This window comes from Clostridium paraputrificum AGR2156 (genome assembly GCF_000424025.1).
GTDB lineage: Bacteria > Bacillota > Clostridia > Clostridiales > Clostridiaceae > Clostridium > Clostridium paraputrificum.
Window position 1 is genome coordinate 654,625 of record NZ_AUJC01000001.1, and the last position, 16,759, is coordinate 671,383.

Annotated in this window: 17 protein-coding genes and 1 riboswitch; of the genes, 5 read left to right on the forward strand and 12 right to left on the reverse strand. The window is 29.5% G+C overall.

The features are described 5' to 3' along the window. Positions 1-2: 2 nt before the first annotated feature. Complete coding sequence (locus G594_RS0103120) at positions 3-833, reverse strand: transporter substrate-binding domain-containing protein (protein WP_027097223.1); 831 nt, start codon at positions 831-833, stop codon at positions 3-5. Positions 834-1,123: 290 nt separating this feature from the next. Here G594_RS0103120 and G594_RS0103125 point away from each other — a divergent pair, with 290 nt between their 5' ends. After that, complete coding sequence (locus G594_RS0103125; protein ID WP_027097224.1) at positions 1,124-2,209, forward strand: PRK06851 family protein; 1,086 nt, start codon at positions 1,124-1,126, stop codon at positions 2,207-2,209. A gap of 68 nt (positions 2,210-2,277) precedes the next feature. Here the strand turns inward: G594_RS0103125 and G594_RS0103130 are convergent, their stop codons facing one another. The 8 genes from G594_RS0103130 to sfsA form a co-directional block, all read right to left on the reverse strand. Further along, the gene (locus tag G594_RS0103130) at positions 2,278-4,377 is read right to left on the reverse strand and encodes a HelD family protein (RefSeq protein WP_027097225.1); all 2,100 of its coding nucleotides are present in this window, start codon (positions 4,375-4,377) and stop codon (positions 2,278-2,280) included. A 78-nt stretch (positions 4,378-4,455) separates the two neighbouring features. Continuing rightward, entirely contained in the window at positions 4,456-6,372 is a 1,917-nt protein-coding gene (gene ftsH / locus G594_RS18265; RefSeq protein WP_081663539.1) for an ATP-dependent zinc metalloprotease FtsH, read from the reverse strand. A 25-nt stretch (positions 6,373-6,397) separates the two neighbouring features. Beyond that, positions 6,398-6,913 carry a signal peptidase I gene (lepB, locus tag G594_RS0103140; protein WP_027097226.1) on the reverse strand — a complete coding sequence of 172 codons (516 nt, stop codon included), beginning with the start codon at positions 6,911-6,913 and terminating at the stop codon, positions 6,398-6,400. Continuing rightward, a complete protein-coding gene (locus G594_RS0103145; protein ID WP_242829692.1) occupies positions 6,913-7,170 on the reverse strand; it encodes a DUF3006 domain-containing protein in 258 nt (85 codons plus the stop codon). The genes lepB and G594_RS0103145 overlap by 1 nt, the downstream gene beginning before the upstream one ends. A 147-nt stretch (positions 7,171-7,317) precedes the next feature. Then, positions 7,318-8,613 (reverse strand): diaminopimelate decarboxylase, encoded by a 1,296-nt coding sequence (lysA, locus tag G594_RS0103150; protein WP_027097228.1) that lies wholly within the window; start codon positions 8,611-8,613, stop codon positions 7,318-7,320. A 111-nt stretch (positions 8,614-8,724) separates the two neighbouring features. Further along, positions 8,725-8,889: riboswitch (Lysine riboswitch) on the reverse strand. A gap of 85 nt (positions 8,890-8,974) precedes the next feature. Continuing rightward, positions 8,975-9,646: a beta/alpha barrel domain-containing protein gene (locus tag G594_RS0103155; protein ID WP_027097229.1), complete on the reverse strand. Its 672-nt coding sequence runs from the start codon at positions 9,644-9,646 to the stop codon at positions 8,975-8,977. A 153-nt stretch (positions 9,647-9,799) separates the two neighbouring features. After that, entirely contained in the window at positions 9,800-10,294 is a 495-nt protein-coding gene (locus G594_RS0103160; protein WP_027097230.1) for an NAD(+) diphosphatase, read from the reverse strand. Positions 10,295-10,347: 53 nt separating this feature from the next. Further along, complete coding sequence (gene sfsA / locus G594_RS0103165) at positions 10,348-11,040, reverse strand: DNA/RNA nuclease SfsA (RefSeq protein ID WP_027097231.1); 693 nt, start codon at positions 11,038-11,040, stop codon at positions 10,348-10,350. A gap of 426 nt (positions 11,041-11,466) precedes the next feature. On the opposite strand from sfsA, the gene G594_RS0103170 reads away from it, so the two are divergent. Genes G594_RS0103170 through G594_RS0103180 form a run of 3 tightly spaced genes read left to right on the forward strand, consistent with a single transcriptional unit; the run spans position 11,467 to position 13,401 of the window. Further along, complete coding sequence (locus G594_RS0103170; protein WP_027097232.1) at positions 11,467-11,790, forward strand: PadR family transcriptional regulator; 324 nt, start codon at positions 11,467-11,469, stop codon at positions 11,788-11,790. Further along, positions 11,783-12,469, forward strand: coding sequence for a DUF1700 domain-containing protein (locus tag G594_RS19515; RefSeq protein ID WP_027097233.1), 687 nt, complete (start codon positions 11,783-11,785; stop codon positions 12,467-12,469). The genes G594_RS0103170 and G594_RS19515 overlap by 8 nt, the downstream gene beginning before the upstream one ends. After that, positions 12,469-13,401, forward strand: coding sequence for a DUF4097 family beta strand repeat-containing protein (locus G594_RS0103180; RefSeq protein WP_027097234.1), 933 nt, complete (start codon positions 12,469-12,471; stop codon positions 13,399-13,401). Before G594_RS19515 ends, G594_RS0103180 begins: the two co-directional genes overlap by 1 nt. 31 nt (positions 13,402-13,432) lie before the next feature. Here G594_RS0103180 and G594_RS0103185 read toward each other — a convergent pair whose 3' ends face one another. The 3 genes from G594_RS0103185 to msrB all read right to left on the reverse strand — a co-directional run bounded on the left by G594_RS0103185 (position 13,433) and on the right by msrB (position 15,122). After that, positions 13,433-13,852 carry a hypothetical protein gene (locus G594_RS0103185; RefSeq protein ID WP_027097235.1) on the reverse strand — a complete coding sequence of 140 codons (420 nt, stop codon included), beginning with the start codon at positions 13,850-13,852 and terminating at the stop codon, positions 13,433-13,435. Between the two features lie 97 nt (positions 13,853-13,949). After that, on the reverse strand, positions 13,950-14,633 hold the full coding sequence (locus G594_RS0103190) for a peptidoglycan recognition protein family protein (RefSeq protein ID WP_027097236.1): 684 nt from the start codon (positions 14,631-14,633) through the stop codon (positions 13,950-13,952). 42 nt (positions 14,634-14,675) lie between these two features. Beyond that, positions 14,676-15,122, reverse strand: coding sequence for a peptide-methionine (R)-S-oxide reductase MsrB (msrB, locus tag G594_RS0103195; protein ID WP_027097237.1), 447 nt, complete (start codon positions 15,120-15,122; stop codon positions 14,676-14,678). Between the two features lie 101 nt (positions 15,123-15,223). Here msrB and lnt point away from each other — a divergent pair, with 101 nt between their 5' ends. Then, on the forward strand, positions 15,224-16,744 hold the full coding sequence (gene lnt / locus G594_RS0103200; RefSeq protein ID WP_242829700.1) for an apolipoprotein N-acyltransferase: 1,521 nt from the start codon (positions 15,224-15,226) through the stop codon (positions 16,742-16,744). Positions 16,745-16,759 lie beyond the last annotated feature (15 nt).

Genomic DNA, 16,759 nt, shown 5'->3' on the forward strand with positions numbered 1-16,759 from the left:
AATTACTCTCCAACAACTTCACTCTTAGATAGTTTAACTGCATCCTTATAGAATGTATCTATCTTTCCTTCGTCAATTAATCTCTTGATTGTCTTATTTATTTCATCTAATAAAGCTTTTTGATCCTTTGGAACGGCAATTGCGGACCCGCCGCCTGCTTCGTCTTGAACTTTTTCTTCTGCTCTTGCAAGTTCTGGATGAATTACACTTTGAACATCTGCAACAGGTAATTCAACTATAACTGCATCTAAATTTCCTGCAAGTAAATCTTGAATTAATACTGGAACTTCTTCTAGAAATTTAGTTTTTGCATCTGGAATTGTGTTTGCAATATCTGCTTGAATAGAACCAAGTTGAGCCCCTACTTTTAGTCCTTTAAGATCTCCTAGTTTTTTAATTTTAGAAGCATCTTTTTTATTTATTAATATTCCTTGCTCCGCCTCAAAATAAATATCTGAAAAATCTACTATTTCTTTTCTCTTTTCATCCGGTGATAACCCAGATAATCCTATATCAACTTGTCCAGCATTAACTGCTGTACATATACCCTTAAACTCCATTTCTTCAACTTTAAAGTCAACTCCAATATCTTTAGCTACTTCTTTTAGAATCTCTAAATCCATTCCAACCATCTTTTTCTTACCATTTTCCATAACAAAAAATTCATATGGAGCATAGTCTACACTCATACCGACTGTTAGTTCACCTTTTTCTTTTATTTTTGTTAATGCATCTTTCTCATCTGCATCTTCTCCCCCACATGCAACCATTGAAATTGCCATAGCCCCAACAAGTATTGTAGCAAATAGCTTCTTTAATAATCCTTTTTTCATTTTATGTTGTCCCCCTTTATTTCTAAAACTTATCTTTCATTTACTATGGTATAATTATACACCACACTCTTATATTTATGCAACACCTTTTGCATATTTTTTTAATATTTTTCCATACCATTAAAAGTTTCCCCTTAATATTATGCAAAAAACTTATATTTATACCACTATTCCTTATTTTTGAAGCAACTTTATGCACATCTTGTTTTTTATAAAACTTTTATCACTTTACTCATATAAATCATATATTATATTGATTTGAAAATATAATTTGAGTATAGGAGTAAAGTATGAATTATTCTAAACAAAGAGATTTATTTCCAGGTGGCAACACCTCCAAAGGTTTTTATTCTTTCTATAGGTATATCTTGACACAAGAAGATGCTAACAAAATAATCTGCCTTAAAGGTGGGCCTGGTACAGGTAAATCTTCATTCATGAAAAAGATAGGAGCTTACTTTTTAGATCTTGGCTATTCCCTTGAATACCATCACTGTTCTTCAGATAATAACTCTTTAGATGGTTTAGTAATCAAGGAACTTAACGTAGCTATACTGGATGGAACTTCACCTCACGTTGTAGATCCTATTACTCCAGGGGCTGTAGATGAGATAGTAAACTTAGGAATAGCTCTTAATATGGATGTACTTAGCAAGAACAAAAAAGAACTAATTAGTATTAACAAAGAAATAGGAAAAACCTTCAAGCGAGCATACAGATTTTTAGGAGCAGCAAAAAGTGTTCATGAAGATTGGAGCACTTTGAATTATGAATCCTTAAACTCTTATAAGGTAAATACTTTTATGGATAAAATAAAAGGTGAAATATTAACCTCCTCAAAATCAGGCTTTGGTGGCGAGAGACATTTATTTGGTACGGCTTTTACACCTAATGGAATAGTCACTTACAATAAGGCATTATCCTCTAATATTGATAAATTATATACTTTAAAAGGCGGTCCTGGCTTTGGCAAAACTGATATATTAAGATATATAGGATCTGAAGCTCAAAAGCTAGGCTACTTCGTTGAATATTTACACGATCCTCTAATTCCAGAAAGATTAGAGAATATTATAATTCCAGAAATATCAACTGGAATATTTACAACAAATGAAATAAGCAGACTTTCCTATGATTGCAATGTATATGACATGAAGGACTTATGTTCATCTCAAGCTCTATCTTCTAGAAAATCAGAAGTTGAAAATGATAAAATTTTATTTGATACTCTTATAACTAAGGCTTTGCAATGTATTAAAAAAGCTAAAAGCTTCCATGATGAGCTTGAAAGTTATTATATTAAGGCCATGGATTTTTCTGTAGTTGATGATATATATAAAGATACCTTAAAAAAAATAGAAAAGTATACAAAATAAAAGAGGCGAGGTGGATATTTATTTTTCTTCTTCTGCCACTGCACTCATAGACAGTAAAAAAAGCAGTCTTACGACTGCTTTTTTATTATGGATAATCTATGAAGTGCTCTTGTGCACATAATATATTTAACTAAACTTGGAGTTTCTTCTCCCTCTTCTAGAATTATTACTCCATCAAATTCTAGACCTTTTGCATAATATGCAGGAATTAATACATTTCCTCCATTATAAATTAAATCATCTCTATCAAAGCTCATTATCTTAATTCTTTCTTTTAACAGACCTGATATTTCTGGCATATTTTCTTTATTTTTAGTTATAACTGCTATGCTCTCTAATCCATCTTCTTGATAATCTTCTATTATAGATACAATGGTTTCAATTAAATCTTCCTTTGATGTAGTTTCTTCCTCTATAACAGGTTCTCCCTCTCTAACTAAAGGTATAACCTTATCTTCATTTAAGAATTGACTTGCATATTCCATTATTTGTTGAGTTGATCTATAGCTCTTTAACAAACTAAATTCCTTAACAGCATCTCCAAATACTTCTTCTAGATTTAACATAGCTGGCTCTTCTAACATTGTAATTAGCCTTTGATTACTATCTCCAACTATAGTGTAGCTCTTACATCCTGTAAGCTCCTTTATAAGCTTAAATTGCGTTGTATTATAATCTTGTGCTTCATCAATTACTACATGCTTATATTCTTTCTTACACTTCTTGCCCTCAAGCATAACCATTAAATATAATATCCCTGCTAAATCCATATATCCAAGAGCTTCAGTATTAGTTATTCTTTTATATAGGTTTACTGTATCTTCGTGATTAATCCAAGATTCTAGCTCATCTCTAGAATTCATCACACCTCTAACAATTTCCCTTATTCTTATTCTTCTCTTAAATAAAAGATTGTTCTTTTCAATTTCCAGTTCATCTGGAGATAGCTGTGATATTTCTTCTTTAATCTTAGCTTCTAATTCTCTTACTAATTCATCTCTCTTATCCTTAATCTTAGAAGTAAGTATTCTCTTAATCTTTTCACTTCTTCTAAATAGAGGCATATATCCATAATATTTAGTAAATAATTCTTTAATTTCATCTACAGAAACAATCTCTTCATCAAAGAATCTTACAGGTTGTATTTTAAAATACTCCTCATTCATCTTTTCTAAAGTATCATCTAATAGTTCTGTAAATTTCTTAGAGCTTTTATACTTATATTCTTTAAGAGCTTCTTCATTTCCACTCATTGCTTCTTCTATATATTCAGAGAAACCTTTTACTGGTTCTTCTAAACCTATTTCTGATATAGCAAAGTTTTGGAATGTCATTTGAGTAACTCCACTTTCACCTAAGGTAGGAAGAACTTGACCAATATAATCCATAAATATATCATTAGGTCCAAGTATTAATACCTTATCTCCAAATTGTTTTCTAAAGTTATAAAGTAAATATGAAACTCTATGAAGAGCTATAGTTGTTTTACCTGAACCCGCTACTCCATTTACAACAACAACCTTATCCTTTGGAGCTCTTATTATTTCATCCTGCTCTTCTTGAATTGTCATTACTATATCTTTTAATTTTTCACTTGAATTAGATGTTAAAACCATTTGAAGTATATCATCTTTTACATCTATAGCTGAATCAAATAAACCTTTAAGCTCGCCTTTTTTAACTATTAATTGTCTTCTTCCTAAAAGATTTGCATTTATAGCTCCATTAGGACAATCATAAGTAGTTTCTCCTAATGTACCTTTATAAAATAGTGATGCAACTGGTGCTCTCCAATCTACTATAACAGGGTCATAACTATCTTCTGGTGTTAACCCAAATCTACCAATATAGAATTCCTCAGCTCCCTCATCCTCTTCTGTGAAAGTTATCTTACCAAAGTAAGGAGAATCCTTTAATATAGTAAATTCCTTCAATCTCTTATCTATAGTCTTAAACGCTTCTTCCTTAACATAATTTTCATGGTCAAAGTATTCAATTACCTTATCTTCATCATCTCTATATTCTTCAATTACTTTTTTTCTGTAATCAACTATATAATCTGTTATACTTTTTCTTTTAGATAGATAATTTAAAATTTCATTATTTAAAATCTTAAGTGTCTCCTCTAGTTTTCCTTCTTCCATTATAAACTCTAAATCTTTATTCAAAAAAACACCTCCAAAATAACTAGGCTAAAAAATCACAGAAGTCTATTCTAGGCAACTGTGATTTTTTACTATATATTATTATTCATTATTTGTTTTATCTTCTGCTTCAGTAATATCATCAACTCCAACAACAGTTTCAGTATTTACCTCTTCAACCTTTTCTTTAGCTTCTTCTTTTTTTAGCTCTGGATACTTTTCACATACTATTGCCATGAATTCATCCCCAAATAGAGTTTCCTTCTCTAATAATATCTCAGATATCTTATCCAATAAATCCCTATTGTCTCTTAATAGCGCTCTAGCTTTATTATGAGCATCTTTTATTACTTTTAGTATCTCTTCATCTATTATAGTAGAAGTTTCTTCACTACAATTTCTTACGGCTCTACCATCTAAGTATCTATTTTGCATTGATTCAAGGCCCATCATATCAAATCTTTCACTCATACCATACATAGTAACCATACTTCTTGCAGTTTGAGTTGCTCTTTCAATATCATTAGATGCGCCTGTAGATATTAACCCAAATACTTCTTCTTCAGCAGATCTACCACCAAGCATAACCATAATTTGATTCATAAGCTCTTCTTTTGAAATTAAGTATTTTTCCTCTTCAGGAAGTTGCATAGTGTACCCTAAAGCTCCCATAGTTCTAGGCACAATAGTAATCTTATGTACTGGATCTGTCCCTTCTAATAAGGCAGCAACAAGTGCGTGTCCTACTTCATGGAATGCAACAGCTTTCTTTTCCTTATCTGAAAGTATTCTATCCTTCTTTTCTTTACCAGCTATTATAACTTCCACAGCATCCCTTAAGTCCTCTTGTAAAACTGCTTTTCTTCCATGTTTTACAGCTCTTAAAGCAGCTTCATTTATAATATTTGCTAAATCTGCCCCAACTGCACCTGGAGTTCCTTTAGCTATTTCTTTTAAATCAACTTCTGCATCTAAGCATACATTTTTAGCATGTACTCTAAGAATAGCTTCTCTACCTTTAAAATCAGGTCTGTCTACAATTATTCTTCTATCAAATCTTCCTGGTCTTAATAATGCCTTATCTAAAATTTCTGGTCTATTTGTAGCTGCCAGTATTACAATACCTTTAGAAGAATCAAAGCCATCCATTTCAGAAAGTAATTGATTTAGAGTTTGCTCTCTTTCATCATTACTTTGTAGCTGATTATCTCTACTCTTACCTATAGCATCAATTTCATCTATGAATATTATACATGGTGCTTTCGCTTCTGCATCCTTAAATAACTCTCTTACTCTTGATGCACCAACACCAACAAACATTTCTACAAAACTTGAACCTGATAACGAGAAAAACGGTACCTTTGCTTCACCTGCTACAGCTTTAGCAATAAGTGTCTTTCCTGTACCTGGAGGTCCTACTAATAATGCTCCCTTTGGAAGTTTTGCACCTATTTCAGTATATTTAGCTGGACAATTTAAAAAATCAATTACCTCTTCTAATGATTCTTTGGCCTCTTCTTGTCCTGCAACATCTTTAAATGTCACACCAATTTCATTTTCAACATATACCTTAGCATTGTTTTTGCCTATGGAGCCCATTCCTCCACCCATTTTACCCATTCTATTAAAAACCATTTTCCACATAAAGAATAAAAGTAACAGTGGAATTGCCATAGAAATTAAACTCTCTAATAAAACAGATTCCTTTGGATTTGTTCCATAGAATTCTATATCATCTGACTCCTTCAATTCCTTTATTAATTCTTCATCATTAAGATTTACTGTATATAATGTTTTACCTTTATATTCTGAATCTTCACTTGGAGTTATTATTAAATTCTCTTTAGAAATAACTATTTTAGTTATTTGCTTTTTTTGCATTAGTGCTAAGAAATCATTGTATGAAATCTCTTGATTCTTATACATATTTCTTCCATAGCTAACCATGAATAATATTGCTCCAATTAATATAAAATACGTCCAAAAAGACGACTTATTCTTTTTAGGTTCCTTTTCCATACCTATATTCACCTCTTTCGTAAAATTACTTTATACTACCAAAATCCTTAAATGGATATACTTTTATTTGTGCCTTAGCTTCTATATATTTTCCATCAATATATGGATTTATCCACTTTCTAGAATCATGAGATATTGGCCTATTATCTCCTAAGAAGAAGTACTTCCCTTCTGGCACCTCAAATTTCCCATAAAAATGATCATTATTTACTACATAATCCTCTTGTAAAACTTCACCATTTACTGATACTACTCCATCCTCTATATCAATTTTATCCCCTGGAAGACCAATTACTCTTTTAATTAACATATCATCTAATTCTTCTGACCTAAACACAAGTATATCTCCACGTTTTATGTTATCAAGGTTGTATATCCTACTAACAAATAACTGATCATCAACATTCAAAGTAGGAATCATTGAACCTGATGGTATTTCAACTTTAAATATTAAAAATTGCTTAATTAATAAAGCAATTACAAATGCTAGTAAAATTGGTAACACCCAATCTTTTATAAAATTACTCTTTTGATCACTCATTAATCAGCCCACATTCCCTTCATTAAGTTTGAAATTTCTTCTTTTCTTTTTTTAGTTTCTTCTATATCTATACGGAAGTGGCCATCTTTCTTTACCAAACAATCTCCCTCTTTAGCTCCACTTTCTACTAAATACTTCTCTACATTTATTATATCTTCTTCTGGTGTTTCTATTACAAAATAGTCACCCTCTATTCTATCTACTATAAACACTTCTTTCATCTGTCTATATCTTATCCTTCCTTTCCCAAAATTCATATTTTAAGTATAACATATTGAATGTTTTTTATAACCTCTTTACAATATATTTAATAAAAAATAAATATTTTATTATTGTTATTATACCCAATATTTCGACATAAAAAAAAGGCTATATAAAACTTAATATAACCTTTTAATAATTAGCTAATTTATTTCATTTTTTATTAAGTCTTCATAGCTTTCTCTCTTAGCTACTACTCTTGAATTACCTTCCATTGTCATTATTACTGCAGCTTTTGGAATCTTATTATAATTATTAGACATTGAATATCCATAAGCTCCTGTTGACATGATTGCAAGAATATCTCCAGTTTCACAAACTGGTAGCATTGTATCCTTAATTAATATATCTCCTGATTCACAACACTTTCCAGCTATAGTTACCTTTTCAATACAATCTTCATTCATTTTATTGGCTATGCCACATTCATACTTAGCATCATAAAGAGCTGGTCTAATATTATCAACCATACCTCCATCTACTGAAACATACTTTCTTACATTAGGTATATCCTTAATTGCCCCAACTTTGTATAAAGTCAGGCCTGCATTTCCAACTATTGAACGGCCTGGCTCTATAGTCAAAATTGGTTTCTTAATATTTAGATTTTTACATACATAATCAACCTTATTTAAAATAGCTTTACAATATTCTTTTGTTGCTTTAGGTGAATCTGCTTCTGTATAGTATATACCAAATCCCCCACCTAAATCTAACTCATTTATAATATATCCAGTTTCATTTTTTATCTTTTTTATTAAATTAAGCATTACTTCTGCTGCATCTTCAAAAGGTTCTAATTCAAATATTTGAGAACCAATATGGCAATGAAGCCCTGATAAATTTATATTCCCTAGAGATATGGCTTTCTTAATAGCAGACATTATAATATCTCCCACTGGCGCAAAACCAAACTTAGAGTCTATTTGACCTGTTTTTATATAATCATGGGTATGAGCTTCTATACCTGGAGTAATTCTTAAATATATATCCTGTACCTTTCCATACTCCTTAGCAAACTTATCAAGATATTCCATCTCATATAAATTATCTACAATAAATCTACCTACACCTAATTTTACACCTAATTCTATCTCATCTAAGGTCTTATTGTTTCCATGAAAATATATTCTTTCCATAGGAATCCCTGCTTTATATGCAGTATATAATTCCCCTCCAGAAACTACATCAAGACATAAGCCCTCTTCTTTTATTAGCTTTGCCATTTCTACTGTTAAAAATGCTTTTCCTGCAAAAGCGACTCTATTTCCATCTTCATCACATTTAAAGTTTTTATAATACTCATTACAGGTATCTCTAAGTAACTTTTCGTCCATTACATATAAAGGCGTTCCATATTCTTTTACTAAATCACTTGCCCTAATGCCCCCAATTATTAACTCCTCATCCTTTACTTCCATGCTTCCAAATAATTTCATACATAAAGCCCCCAATTTTAAAATTAACCTTTTAGAGTAAAAAAAATGTCACAGAATCTTCTGTGACTACTACTAAACAAATCTAAACTTGTTAAAATACATTATGACAATGTACCTTGTAGCTCATCACACTTTGTGACAGTTATATATATATTCTATATATAACCAGAAAAAGCATCTGCAAATGCTATCTCTTCGGCCTAACACCTTTCATTAATCTTCTTCATCTGCCGACTCTGATTAACTACTATTTGCTTTGGCACCTCTACCCTAGGCATATTCTTACTATATTATTTTACTCAAGGTTTAAATTTATGATACCATATTTTTCACTTAATTCAATATTTTTTATCACATTCTTCTAAAATTCTCTATACTTATCCATCAATTCACTCATTATCTCTGCTGTAGTTGGTGGCGTATATGTTATAGCATTTGCTCCTGCTAATATTGTCTCTTTAATACTTTCCCTTGTTGGACCACCTGTAGCTATAACAGGGAATTCTGGAAACTGCTCTTTTATCTTTCTTACTATCTTAGGAGTATTCTTTCCTCCTGATACATTTAAAATTGTAGCTCCTGATTCAATTCTTTCAGCTATATTTTCATATTCTGATACTATTGTAACAACTACAGGTATATCTATAGTTGCTCTTACTTTCCTGACCACTTCATTTGATGTAGGAGAATTTACAACTACACCCATTGCACCTTTAAACTCTGCATCCATAGCAAGATTTACAACTCTTTTCCCTTGAGTTATTCCCCCTCCTACTCCACAAAATACAGGTACATCGGCTGCCATTATTAGCGCTTCAGTAATAAGAGGTTGCGGGGTAAATGGATAAACTGCAATAATAGCATCTGCATTGGTATTTCTTATAATTGCTACATCAGTAGTAAATAATAACGATTTAATTCTCTTGCCAAATATTTTTATTCCTCCGCAATTTCTGATTTCAGGTGGAACTTCTACTACATGATTTCTTAAAGTCCCCTTAATTTCAGGAAGGAATTTGCTCTCTTTCTCCATTCCCTACACTCCCTTTTAATTATTATGTTATTTCCCTAAATATATTATAAGATATTAATTAAATATTTTTATAAAAAATATATTAATTTTATAAATAAAAATAATACTTTTATGTTACTTTACCCAAAAAGAGACCTTAGCTAAACTAAGATCTTATCTTTTTAAAATATCTAATACTTTTTTAATAACTTTTTTTCCTATTACATCTTCATTCATTAATTCTAAAGACTTATTTAGTTTTTCCCAAGAAACAGCTTCAACTTCATCAGATTTGATTATATAACCATCCTTATAAAAGGCCATAAATGTAAGCATCAATAATTCCTTACCTTCTATATATTCAGTCCCTAAGAATCTAACATTATCAATTTTTATTCCAGTTTCCTCAAAAACTTCTCTATGGACTGTATCCTCTGCCTTTTCATCTATACCTATATACCCTGAAATAAGAACTCTAGAATTCTTATAAATATAACTTTGCTTTAATAATAAAACTTCATCATCTTTAATTACAGCCACCATAATACAAGGCTTAGGCACATCAAAGAATAACAAATCATCCTTTACACAATAGGGTACTCCACCTTCATCCCAACTATATTTTTCTTCTAACTTAGCTCCACACTTAGGACAATAAATAAATTTCATAGCTTACCCCCAAATACAATTATACTATTAACTATATCATAGAGAATTTTCTATCACAATATAATATCTAAAGGCTTAAATAAAGTTATACTATCCTCTGTAACCCTGCAAGAATAAGCAAAAATATCCACACCATTTTCATTAGCTAATCTTAAAGCTTCTGCAAACTTAGGATCTGTTTCATCATTAGGAGTAAAGGATACTACATCTTCTATTTGTATTAAAAACAATACCCCAGCTCCTCTACCACTTTTCTTAACTTCTATTAACTCAAGTAAGTGTTTTCTTCCCCTATCAGTTGGTGCATCAGGAAATCTGCATCTTCTTTCTTCTTCTAAAGTTACACCCTTTACTTCTAAATAATATTCTTCTCCATCATCATTAGATAATTTAAAATCAAACCTACTATCTCCAAAAGTTTTCTCACTTAATATATTATTATATTTTTTCAACTTTTCCACAACTCCTAATTGTAATGCTTCTTTTACCACCTTATTAGGAATTTGTGAATCAATACTTATTAACTTATCTCCTTTAAGGGCAGCTATTAAATCATACCTAGTCTTTCTATTTGGATTTAACTCCTCCCTTAGATAAACTGTACATCCTGGAATCAATATTTCTCTGCATCTTCCTGTATTAGGAACATGAACTACAATTTCTTCCCCATCAATTAATACAGATGCATTAAATCTATTTGGTCTTTTTATAAAGCTTGCTTTTATAATTTTCTTATTATATTTCATTTTTCCACCTCATTATCCACATTATCCACAGATTTAATCCACAGTTTTGTGGATTTTGTGTATAGTTATCAACAAAAATTACTATCTATATGTAACAAATTCTAACTGATAATAATTTTTTATGCAATATTCTCTATATTGTTGTAGAAATATCTCTTATTCATATATATTGTGTCCACACTTATACTAATCTTAATCCCCAATTAAAATAAGTTATCCACATTTTTATTCACTTTATCCACACTATAAACAAACCCCTGTATTTATCAGCCTTCTCACTGTTAATAACTTATAATAGTTATACACATCCACTTTTTAATAAAAAATTAAGAAATCTTAACTTTATATTAAACATCATTCACTATCTTGTATTATATAATACCAAATCATATAATATAGTTATAAAATAACATAGGAGGCTTGGTAATGAACATACAGTTAAAGAAAGGAATCTTAGAACTATGCGTCTTATCAGTACTTTCTAAAAAAGATTGCTATGGCTATGAACTAGTAAACGAAATATCAAAGCATATTTCTATATCTGATGGAACTATATATCCTATTCTTAGAAGGTTAACTAACGAGGGCTACTTCACAACATATTTACAGGAATCTCAAGAAGGACCACCTAGAAAATACTATCGACTTACAGAGTCTGGATATAAAATAAAAAATGAGCTAGAAAGAGAATGGTTAGACTTTCAAAACTCAGTAAACAATATTTTGTTGGGAGGCTTAGAATATGAATAAAATGGAATTTTTTAAAATTCTTGAAGAAGGTTTAATAGATTTTCCTGCTCATGAATTACAAGAAATTTTATATGATTATAAGGAACACTTTTCCAATGCACAATCTGATGGAAAAACAGAAGAAGAAATAATAGAGGAGCTTGGTGACCCCTATACTATAGTAAATCAATATAGAAGTAACTATATTCAAGTTTCCACCACTAATACAGAATATGAAGATACTTATGAAGAAAAAGAAGCTAACAACGAAACATATACTAATTACAATGATGATTCCAATAAAAAATACTCTAATAATAGCACTAATAGCTCATCTAATTCTTTAATCAATATAATTCTAAAAATTTGTATGATTGTTGGTTTGTTAATATTATTTTTCCCTATTGTAATAGCAGGATTAGCAACTGTATTGGGACTTGGAACAGGTTTATTAGCAATACCTTTTGCATTTAGTATCTCAGGAATACTTATGCTTTTAGGAAAATTCGGTTTTACCATTTTAGGATTTGGAGTACCTGCATTCTTTGCTGACTTCCCTACTTCAGTAACTCTTTTAATTACTATAGGTTCAATTTCAGCTACTTTAATATGTTTCATTCTGTTAATTTATCTTATAAAATTTATAATTTTAATAATAAAAAAACTGATGAATAAATTATCAAATAAGGAGGGTATATAATGAAAAACTTTATGTCTAGAAAAATGAAAATTTTTCTTTCTGTTCTTGCTATAATAAGTCTTGCTTCTTATGTATCTGCAGCCATTGTTCTTTATAATAGTGATTTTAAGATATCTAATTATATAAATAAATGGAATGATGATTTTAATTTTAACTGGCATAATTATAAAAATATAGGCTCTTTAGAAAAAGAACTTTCCTCTGATATTAAAACAATAGATATTACAACTTCATCAGTTGATGTAAAAATACAATTTTATGATGGAAATGTTATAAAAATAGATGGTACTTCATATACCTTAGGAGATATTACTATCTCAAATATAGTTAGTGACATCTCTTCGTTAAATAATACATTTAGAGTAAATTTGAATACTAACGGATACAATGATATTAATATAAATATTTACATTCCTTTAACTTACAAAAATAATATTAAGATCAATTCTATAAGTGGTGACTGTGAAATTACTGGTGGAGATCTTGAAAATGTTACTATTAATTCTAATAGCGGAGAAATTCAACTAAAAAACCTAACTTCAAAAACATTAAAACTTCAAACTACTAGTAATGATATAGATTTATCTGATATAAAGTCACTTGATTCAACCTTAAATACTACAAGTGGTGATATTAAGGTTTCAGTTTCTTCACTAGGGGAACTTTCTTCTTCTACATCTTCTGGAGAAACCGAGTTATACCTTAACAACTTAGGAAACAAATCTACAATATCTTCTACCTCAGGAGAGATAGATTTATATATAAATGAATCTATTGGTTATGCTTTAATATTTAACACTTCATCAGGTAATATTGACAGTGATAGATTAACACCTAACTTTTTAAATAATAATAACTACTCTGTAACTAATGGTGATGGTAGTAAGAAGGTAGATGTAAAAACCACAAGTGGTGAACTCTATGTAAGGTAAAAGGCTCTGAATTAATCAGAGCCTTTTATTTTTATTCTTTATATCTTTTCAATTTTAAATCTCTTCTTATATTATAAATATCCTCTTTGGTAAGTTGTCTATATTTTGTTGCCCATAATAATTCATCCTTCTTTACAAAGACTAATTGTCCATCTTTCTCTTTAGATATATCTCTGCACCAATATTCTAATGAATATCTACAACTACACTCAATTATTATACCGTTCTTTTTATTTTTTCCTATCTTAACATCAAAACATTGCCTTCTTTTTAAATAATTAAAAAATTCCATAGGGGCATCAGCTAACTTTTCTTCACTTATAAATTCATCTAGAAAAATACAATTAGATGTATCTGAAAATGCTCTAAGTTTTATTATATCTATATTATTTGAGAATAAATATTCTTTACAATAGGAATATAAATATAAAGTATATAAATCTAGCTGCATAAACACACCACCCAAAAGATAATTATATTTAAATTATACAATATTTTCCTTGGGTATTCTATACAGTTGTCTTTATTTTCTAATTTTTCTGAAAATTTTATTCTTCCCTTAATCTTATAAGTTCATCAGCTACTTTTTCTTGTATTTCTTTTATATCAAAATTCTTTCCAGGACATAACGTATTATAAACATCCTTATGCCCCTCAGATTCTTCAATGTTATATTTTATTATCATATCTGCTGAGAGTTTTACTAATGAATTCATTTGTTTATATGTAATAGATTCATCTTCAAAATTTCCTTCTAAACATATACCTATACTATCTCTGTTCCTCCCTTTAGCATGAGCACCTATCATTTCTTCTTTTCTACCTCTGTATATTGTTCCATCTTTTCTAATATAGAAATGATATCCTATACCACTCCATCCCCTTTGTAAGTGCATATCATGTATTTGCTCTGGAGACAAGTTAGAAGACGCTGAATGATGATAAATAATATATTTAGGTCTATTTCCTAGTTCAACCCCATCTCCCCAATTGTAGTCTATACTTTGTATATTTAGTTCCTTTTCATAATCTTTTCTTAAGTCCCTTAACTCTTCTAATCCATATCTCCCTTTTCCCATATTATATAAATAATCCACTTTATTTTTAGAATGTCCATAAATTATAATACCTATAATGGATATTACTAATAGAAGCGAAACTATATAAGTTCTTTTTCTTCTCCTTTTCATTATCCTTTGGTAATCTATTCTTTTTGCTTCTAGCTGTTCCATAATAGCTCCTCCATCCCTATGTAAAGTTACACCATATATATTTTACAACAAATGTAAATATTCTTCATATCCTTTCTTTTTCATTTCTTCTTTAGGTATAAACTTTAAAGCTGCAGAATTAATACAATATCTTAGTCCACCTAACTCTTCAGGACCATCACAAAATACATGTCCTAAATGTGCATCTCCAGTTTTACTTCTAACCTCTGTTCTAACCATTCCATGACTTCTATCTACTTTTTCATTAATCAGCTTTCTATCTATAGGTTTTGAAAACGCAGGCCATCCACACCCTGAATTAAATTTATCAGTAGAAATAAATAGTGGCTCTCCTGTTGTTATATCCACATATATCCCATCTTCATAATTATCATTATATCTATTTCTAAAGGGATATTCAGTACCATTCTCTTGGGTTATCCTATACTCTTCATCTGATAAAACCTTTTTAAGTTCTTCCTTACTCTTTTTTCTATATTTATTAGTCATTATTTCTCCTCCTTACCTTTTCTCTAATTTATTATCTGTTTTTATGAATTTTTTATTATATTACACAAAAACTATAGTGGGTGATTTTTATGTATAAGTATATGTTTATTTACTCTACTATTTCAGCTATTTTGACTGCTTTACCTTTTTATTTTGAAAATTTGTGGCCTATTACTTTTATCAGTCTTACTCCACTTCTATATTACTTAATAAAAAATAAGCTCTCTAAGCTAAATGCTTTCTTGTATGGTTTTACATATGGCTTTATCTTTTATTTATTAGGAGTTCATTGGCTATGGTCTCTATATCCACTGACTAACTTTGGATTTAATAAATTATCAAGTTTTTTTATTATCCTTGGTTGTTGGTTGTTTATAAGTATATATGAAGGAGCTTTGTTTTCTCTAATAAGCTTTATATTAAATATATTAAATTTAGGTTTACTTCAGAAAGCTATTTATATAGCAAGCTTATGGACTTTTTTAGAGTGGTTTCAAGGTTTAGGCCCATTAGGGTTCTCTTGGTTTCCTCTTTCTCTCCCTCTAACTAACTGTCCATTCCTTATACAGATAGCATCCGTATTTGGAAGCTTATTTATTTCCTTTTTTATAGTTTTTATAAACTGTATTTTTTCAATAATTATACTTAATAAAAATAGTAGAAAAAAATCTTTGATAATATTATGTATATCGCTAGTTCTTATTATCATAGGCAACTATATATGTTTAAACATAGGAAATAATAAATATACCACTATTGACTATTCTATTATTCAAGGTAATATATCTTCTTATAATAAAATTGAAGAAAACTTTGTTAAAGAAAACCTAGATACACACATATCTTTAACTAATGAATCTTTTGAAGATAATCCTAACATTGATTTAGTTATATGGCCAGAAACAGCTGTACCAATATATTTGAATAAAAATGAGGATATATATAATTTGTATAAAGAAATTGCAATAAAAAATAAATCTAATTTACTCGTAGGAGCTTTTACATTTTCTGATTTTAAAAAGTATAATGCTTTATATTGTTTTAATCCTGATGGAAATATTTCAGGCATATATAGAAAAGGACACTTAGTCCCTTTAGGGGAATTTATTCCTTTCTCAAATATGATATTTAAAACCTTTCCTAAATTAAAAGAATTAAAGGCTTTTTCAGATAACTTACAGGGAGATGAAAGCACTCCTACAATAAAAACTAGTTTCGGAACAATAGGACCATTTATTTGTTTCGAATCCATTTTTTCTGATATACCTAAAAGTGAAATAAAAAAGGGAGCTCAAATATTATGTATAGCCACCAATGATTCATGGTTTAAAGAATCAAAACAACTTGAACAACATCTTAGACATTCTGTATTACGTGCAATCGAATTTAATAGATATATACTTACTTCTGCAAATACAGGAATATCTGCCGTTATAGATAATAAAGGTAGAATATTAAATACAGTTCCACAATCTACTTCGGGATATATCACTGGAACCGCAAACTTAATTGATAACAGAACATTATATTCTTATTGGGGGAACATACCTATACTAACTTTCTGTATTTTTATAATATCTTTTCAATTCTTAAAAAGTAAAAATCTATACAAAAAGTGTTGAGCCATTTTCATAGCT

Coding starts and splice junctions, on each gene's coding strand:
- msrB (WP_027097237.1), bottom strand. CDS start 15,122: ATGACTAATAAATATAGAAAAAAGAGTAAGGAAGAACTTAAAAAGGTT.
- G594_RS0103145 (WP_242829692.1), bottom strand. CDS start 7,170: ATGAATTTTGGGAAAGGAAGGATAAGATATAGACAGATGAAAGAAGTG.
- G594_RS0103120 (WP_027097223.1), bottom strand. CDS start 833: ATGAAAAAAGGATTATTAAAGAAGCTATTTGCTACAATACTTGTTGGG.
- G594_RS0103170 (WP_027097232.1), top strand. CDS start 11,467: ATGAACATACAGTTAAAGAAAGGAATCTTAGAACTATGCGTCTTATCA.
- lysA (WP_027097228.1), bottom strand. CDS start 8,613: ATGAAATTATTTGGAAGCATGGAAGTAAAGGATGAGGAGTTAATAATT.
- lepB (WP_027097226.1), bottom strand. CDS start 6,913: ATGAGTGATCAAAAGAGTAATTTTATAAAAGATTGGGTGTTACCAATT.
- G594_RS0103155 (WP_027097229.1), bottom strand. CDS start 9,646: ATGGAGAAAGAGAGCAAATTCCTTCCTGAAATTAAGGGGACTTTAAGA.
- ftsH (WP_081663539.1), bottom strand. CDS start 6,372: ATGGAAAAGGAACCTAAAAAGAATAAGTCGTCTTTTTGGACGTATTTT.
- G594_RS0103190 (WP_027097236.1), bottom strand. CDS start 14,633: ATGGAACAGCTAGAAGCAAAAAGAATAGATTACCAAAGGATAATGAAA.
- G594_RS0103185 (WP_027097235.1), bottom strand. CDS start 13,852: ATGCAGCTAGATTTATATACTTTATATTTATATTCCTATTGTAAAGAA.
- G594_RS0103180 (WP_027097234.1), top strand. CDS start 12,469: ATGAAAAACTTTATGTCTAGAAAAATGAAAATTTTTCTTTCTGTTCTT.
- G594_RS19515 (WP_027097233.1), top strand. CDS start 11,783: ATGAATAAAATGGAATTTTTTAAAATTCTTGAAGAAGGTTTAATAGAT.
- sfsA (WP_027097231.1), bottom strand. CDS start 11,040: ATGAAATATAATAAGAAAATTATAAAAGCAAGCTTTATAAAAAGACCA.
- G594_RS0103160 (WP_027097230.1), bottom strand. CDS start 10,294: ATGAAATTTATTTATTGTCCTAAGTGTGGAGCTAAGTTAGAAGAAAAA.
- lnt (WP_242829700.1), top strand. CDS start 15,224: ATGTTTATTTACTCTACTATTTCAGCTATTTTGACTGCTTTACCTTTT.
- G594_RS0103125 (WP_027097224.1), top strand. CDS start 1,124: ATGAATTATTCTAAACAAAGAGATTTATTTCCAGGTGGCAACACCTCC.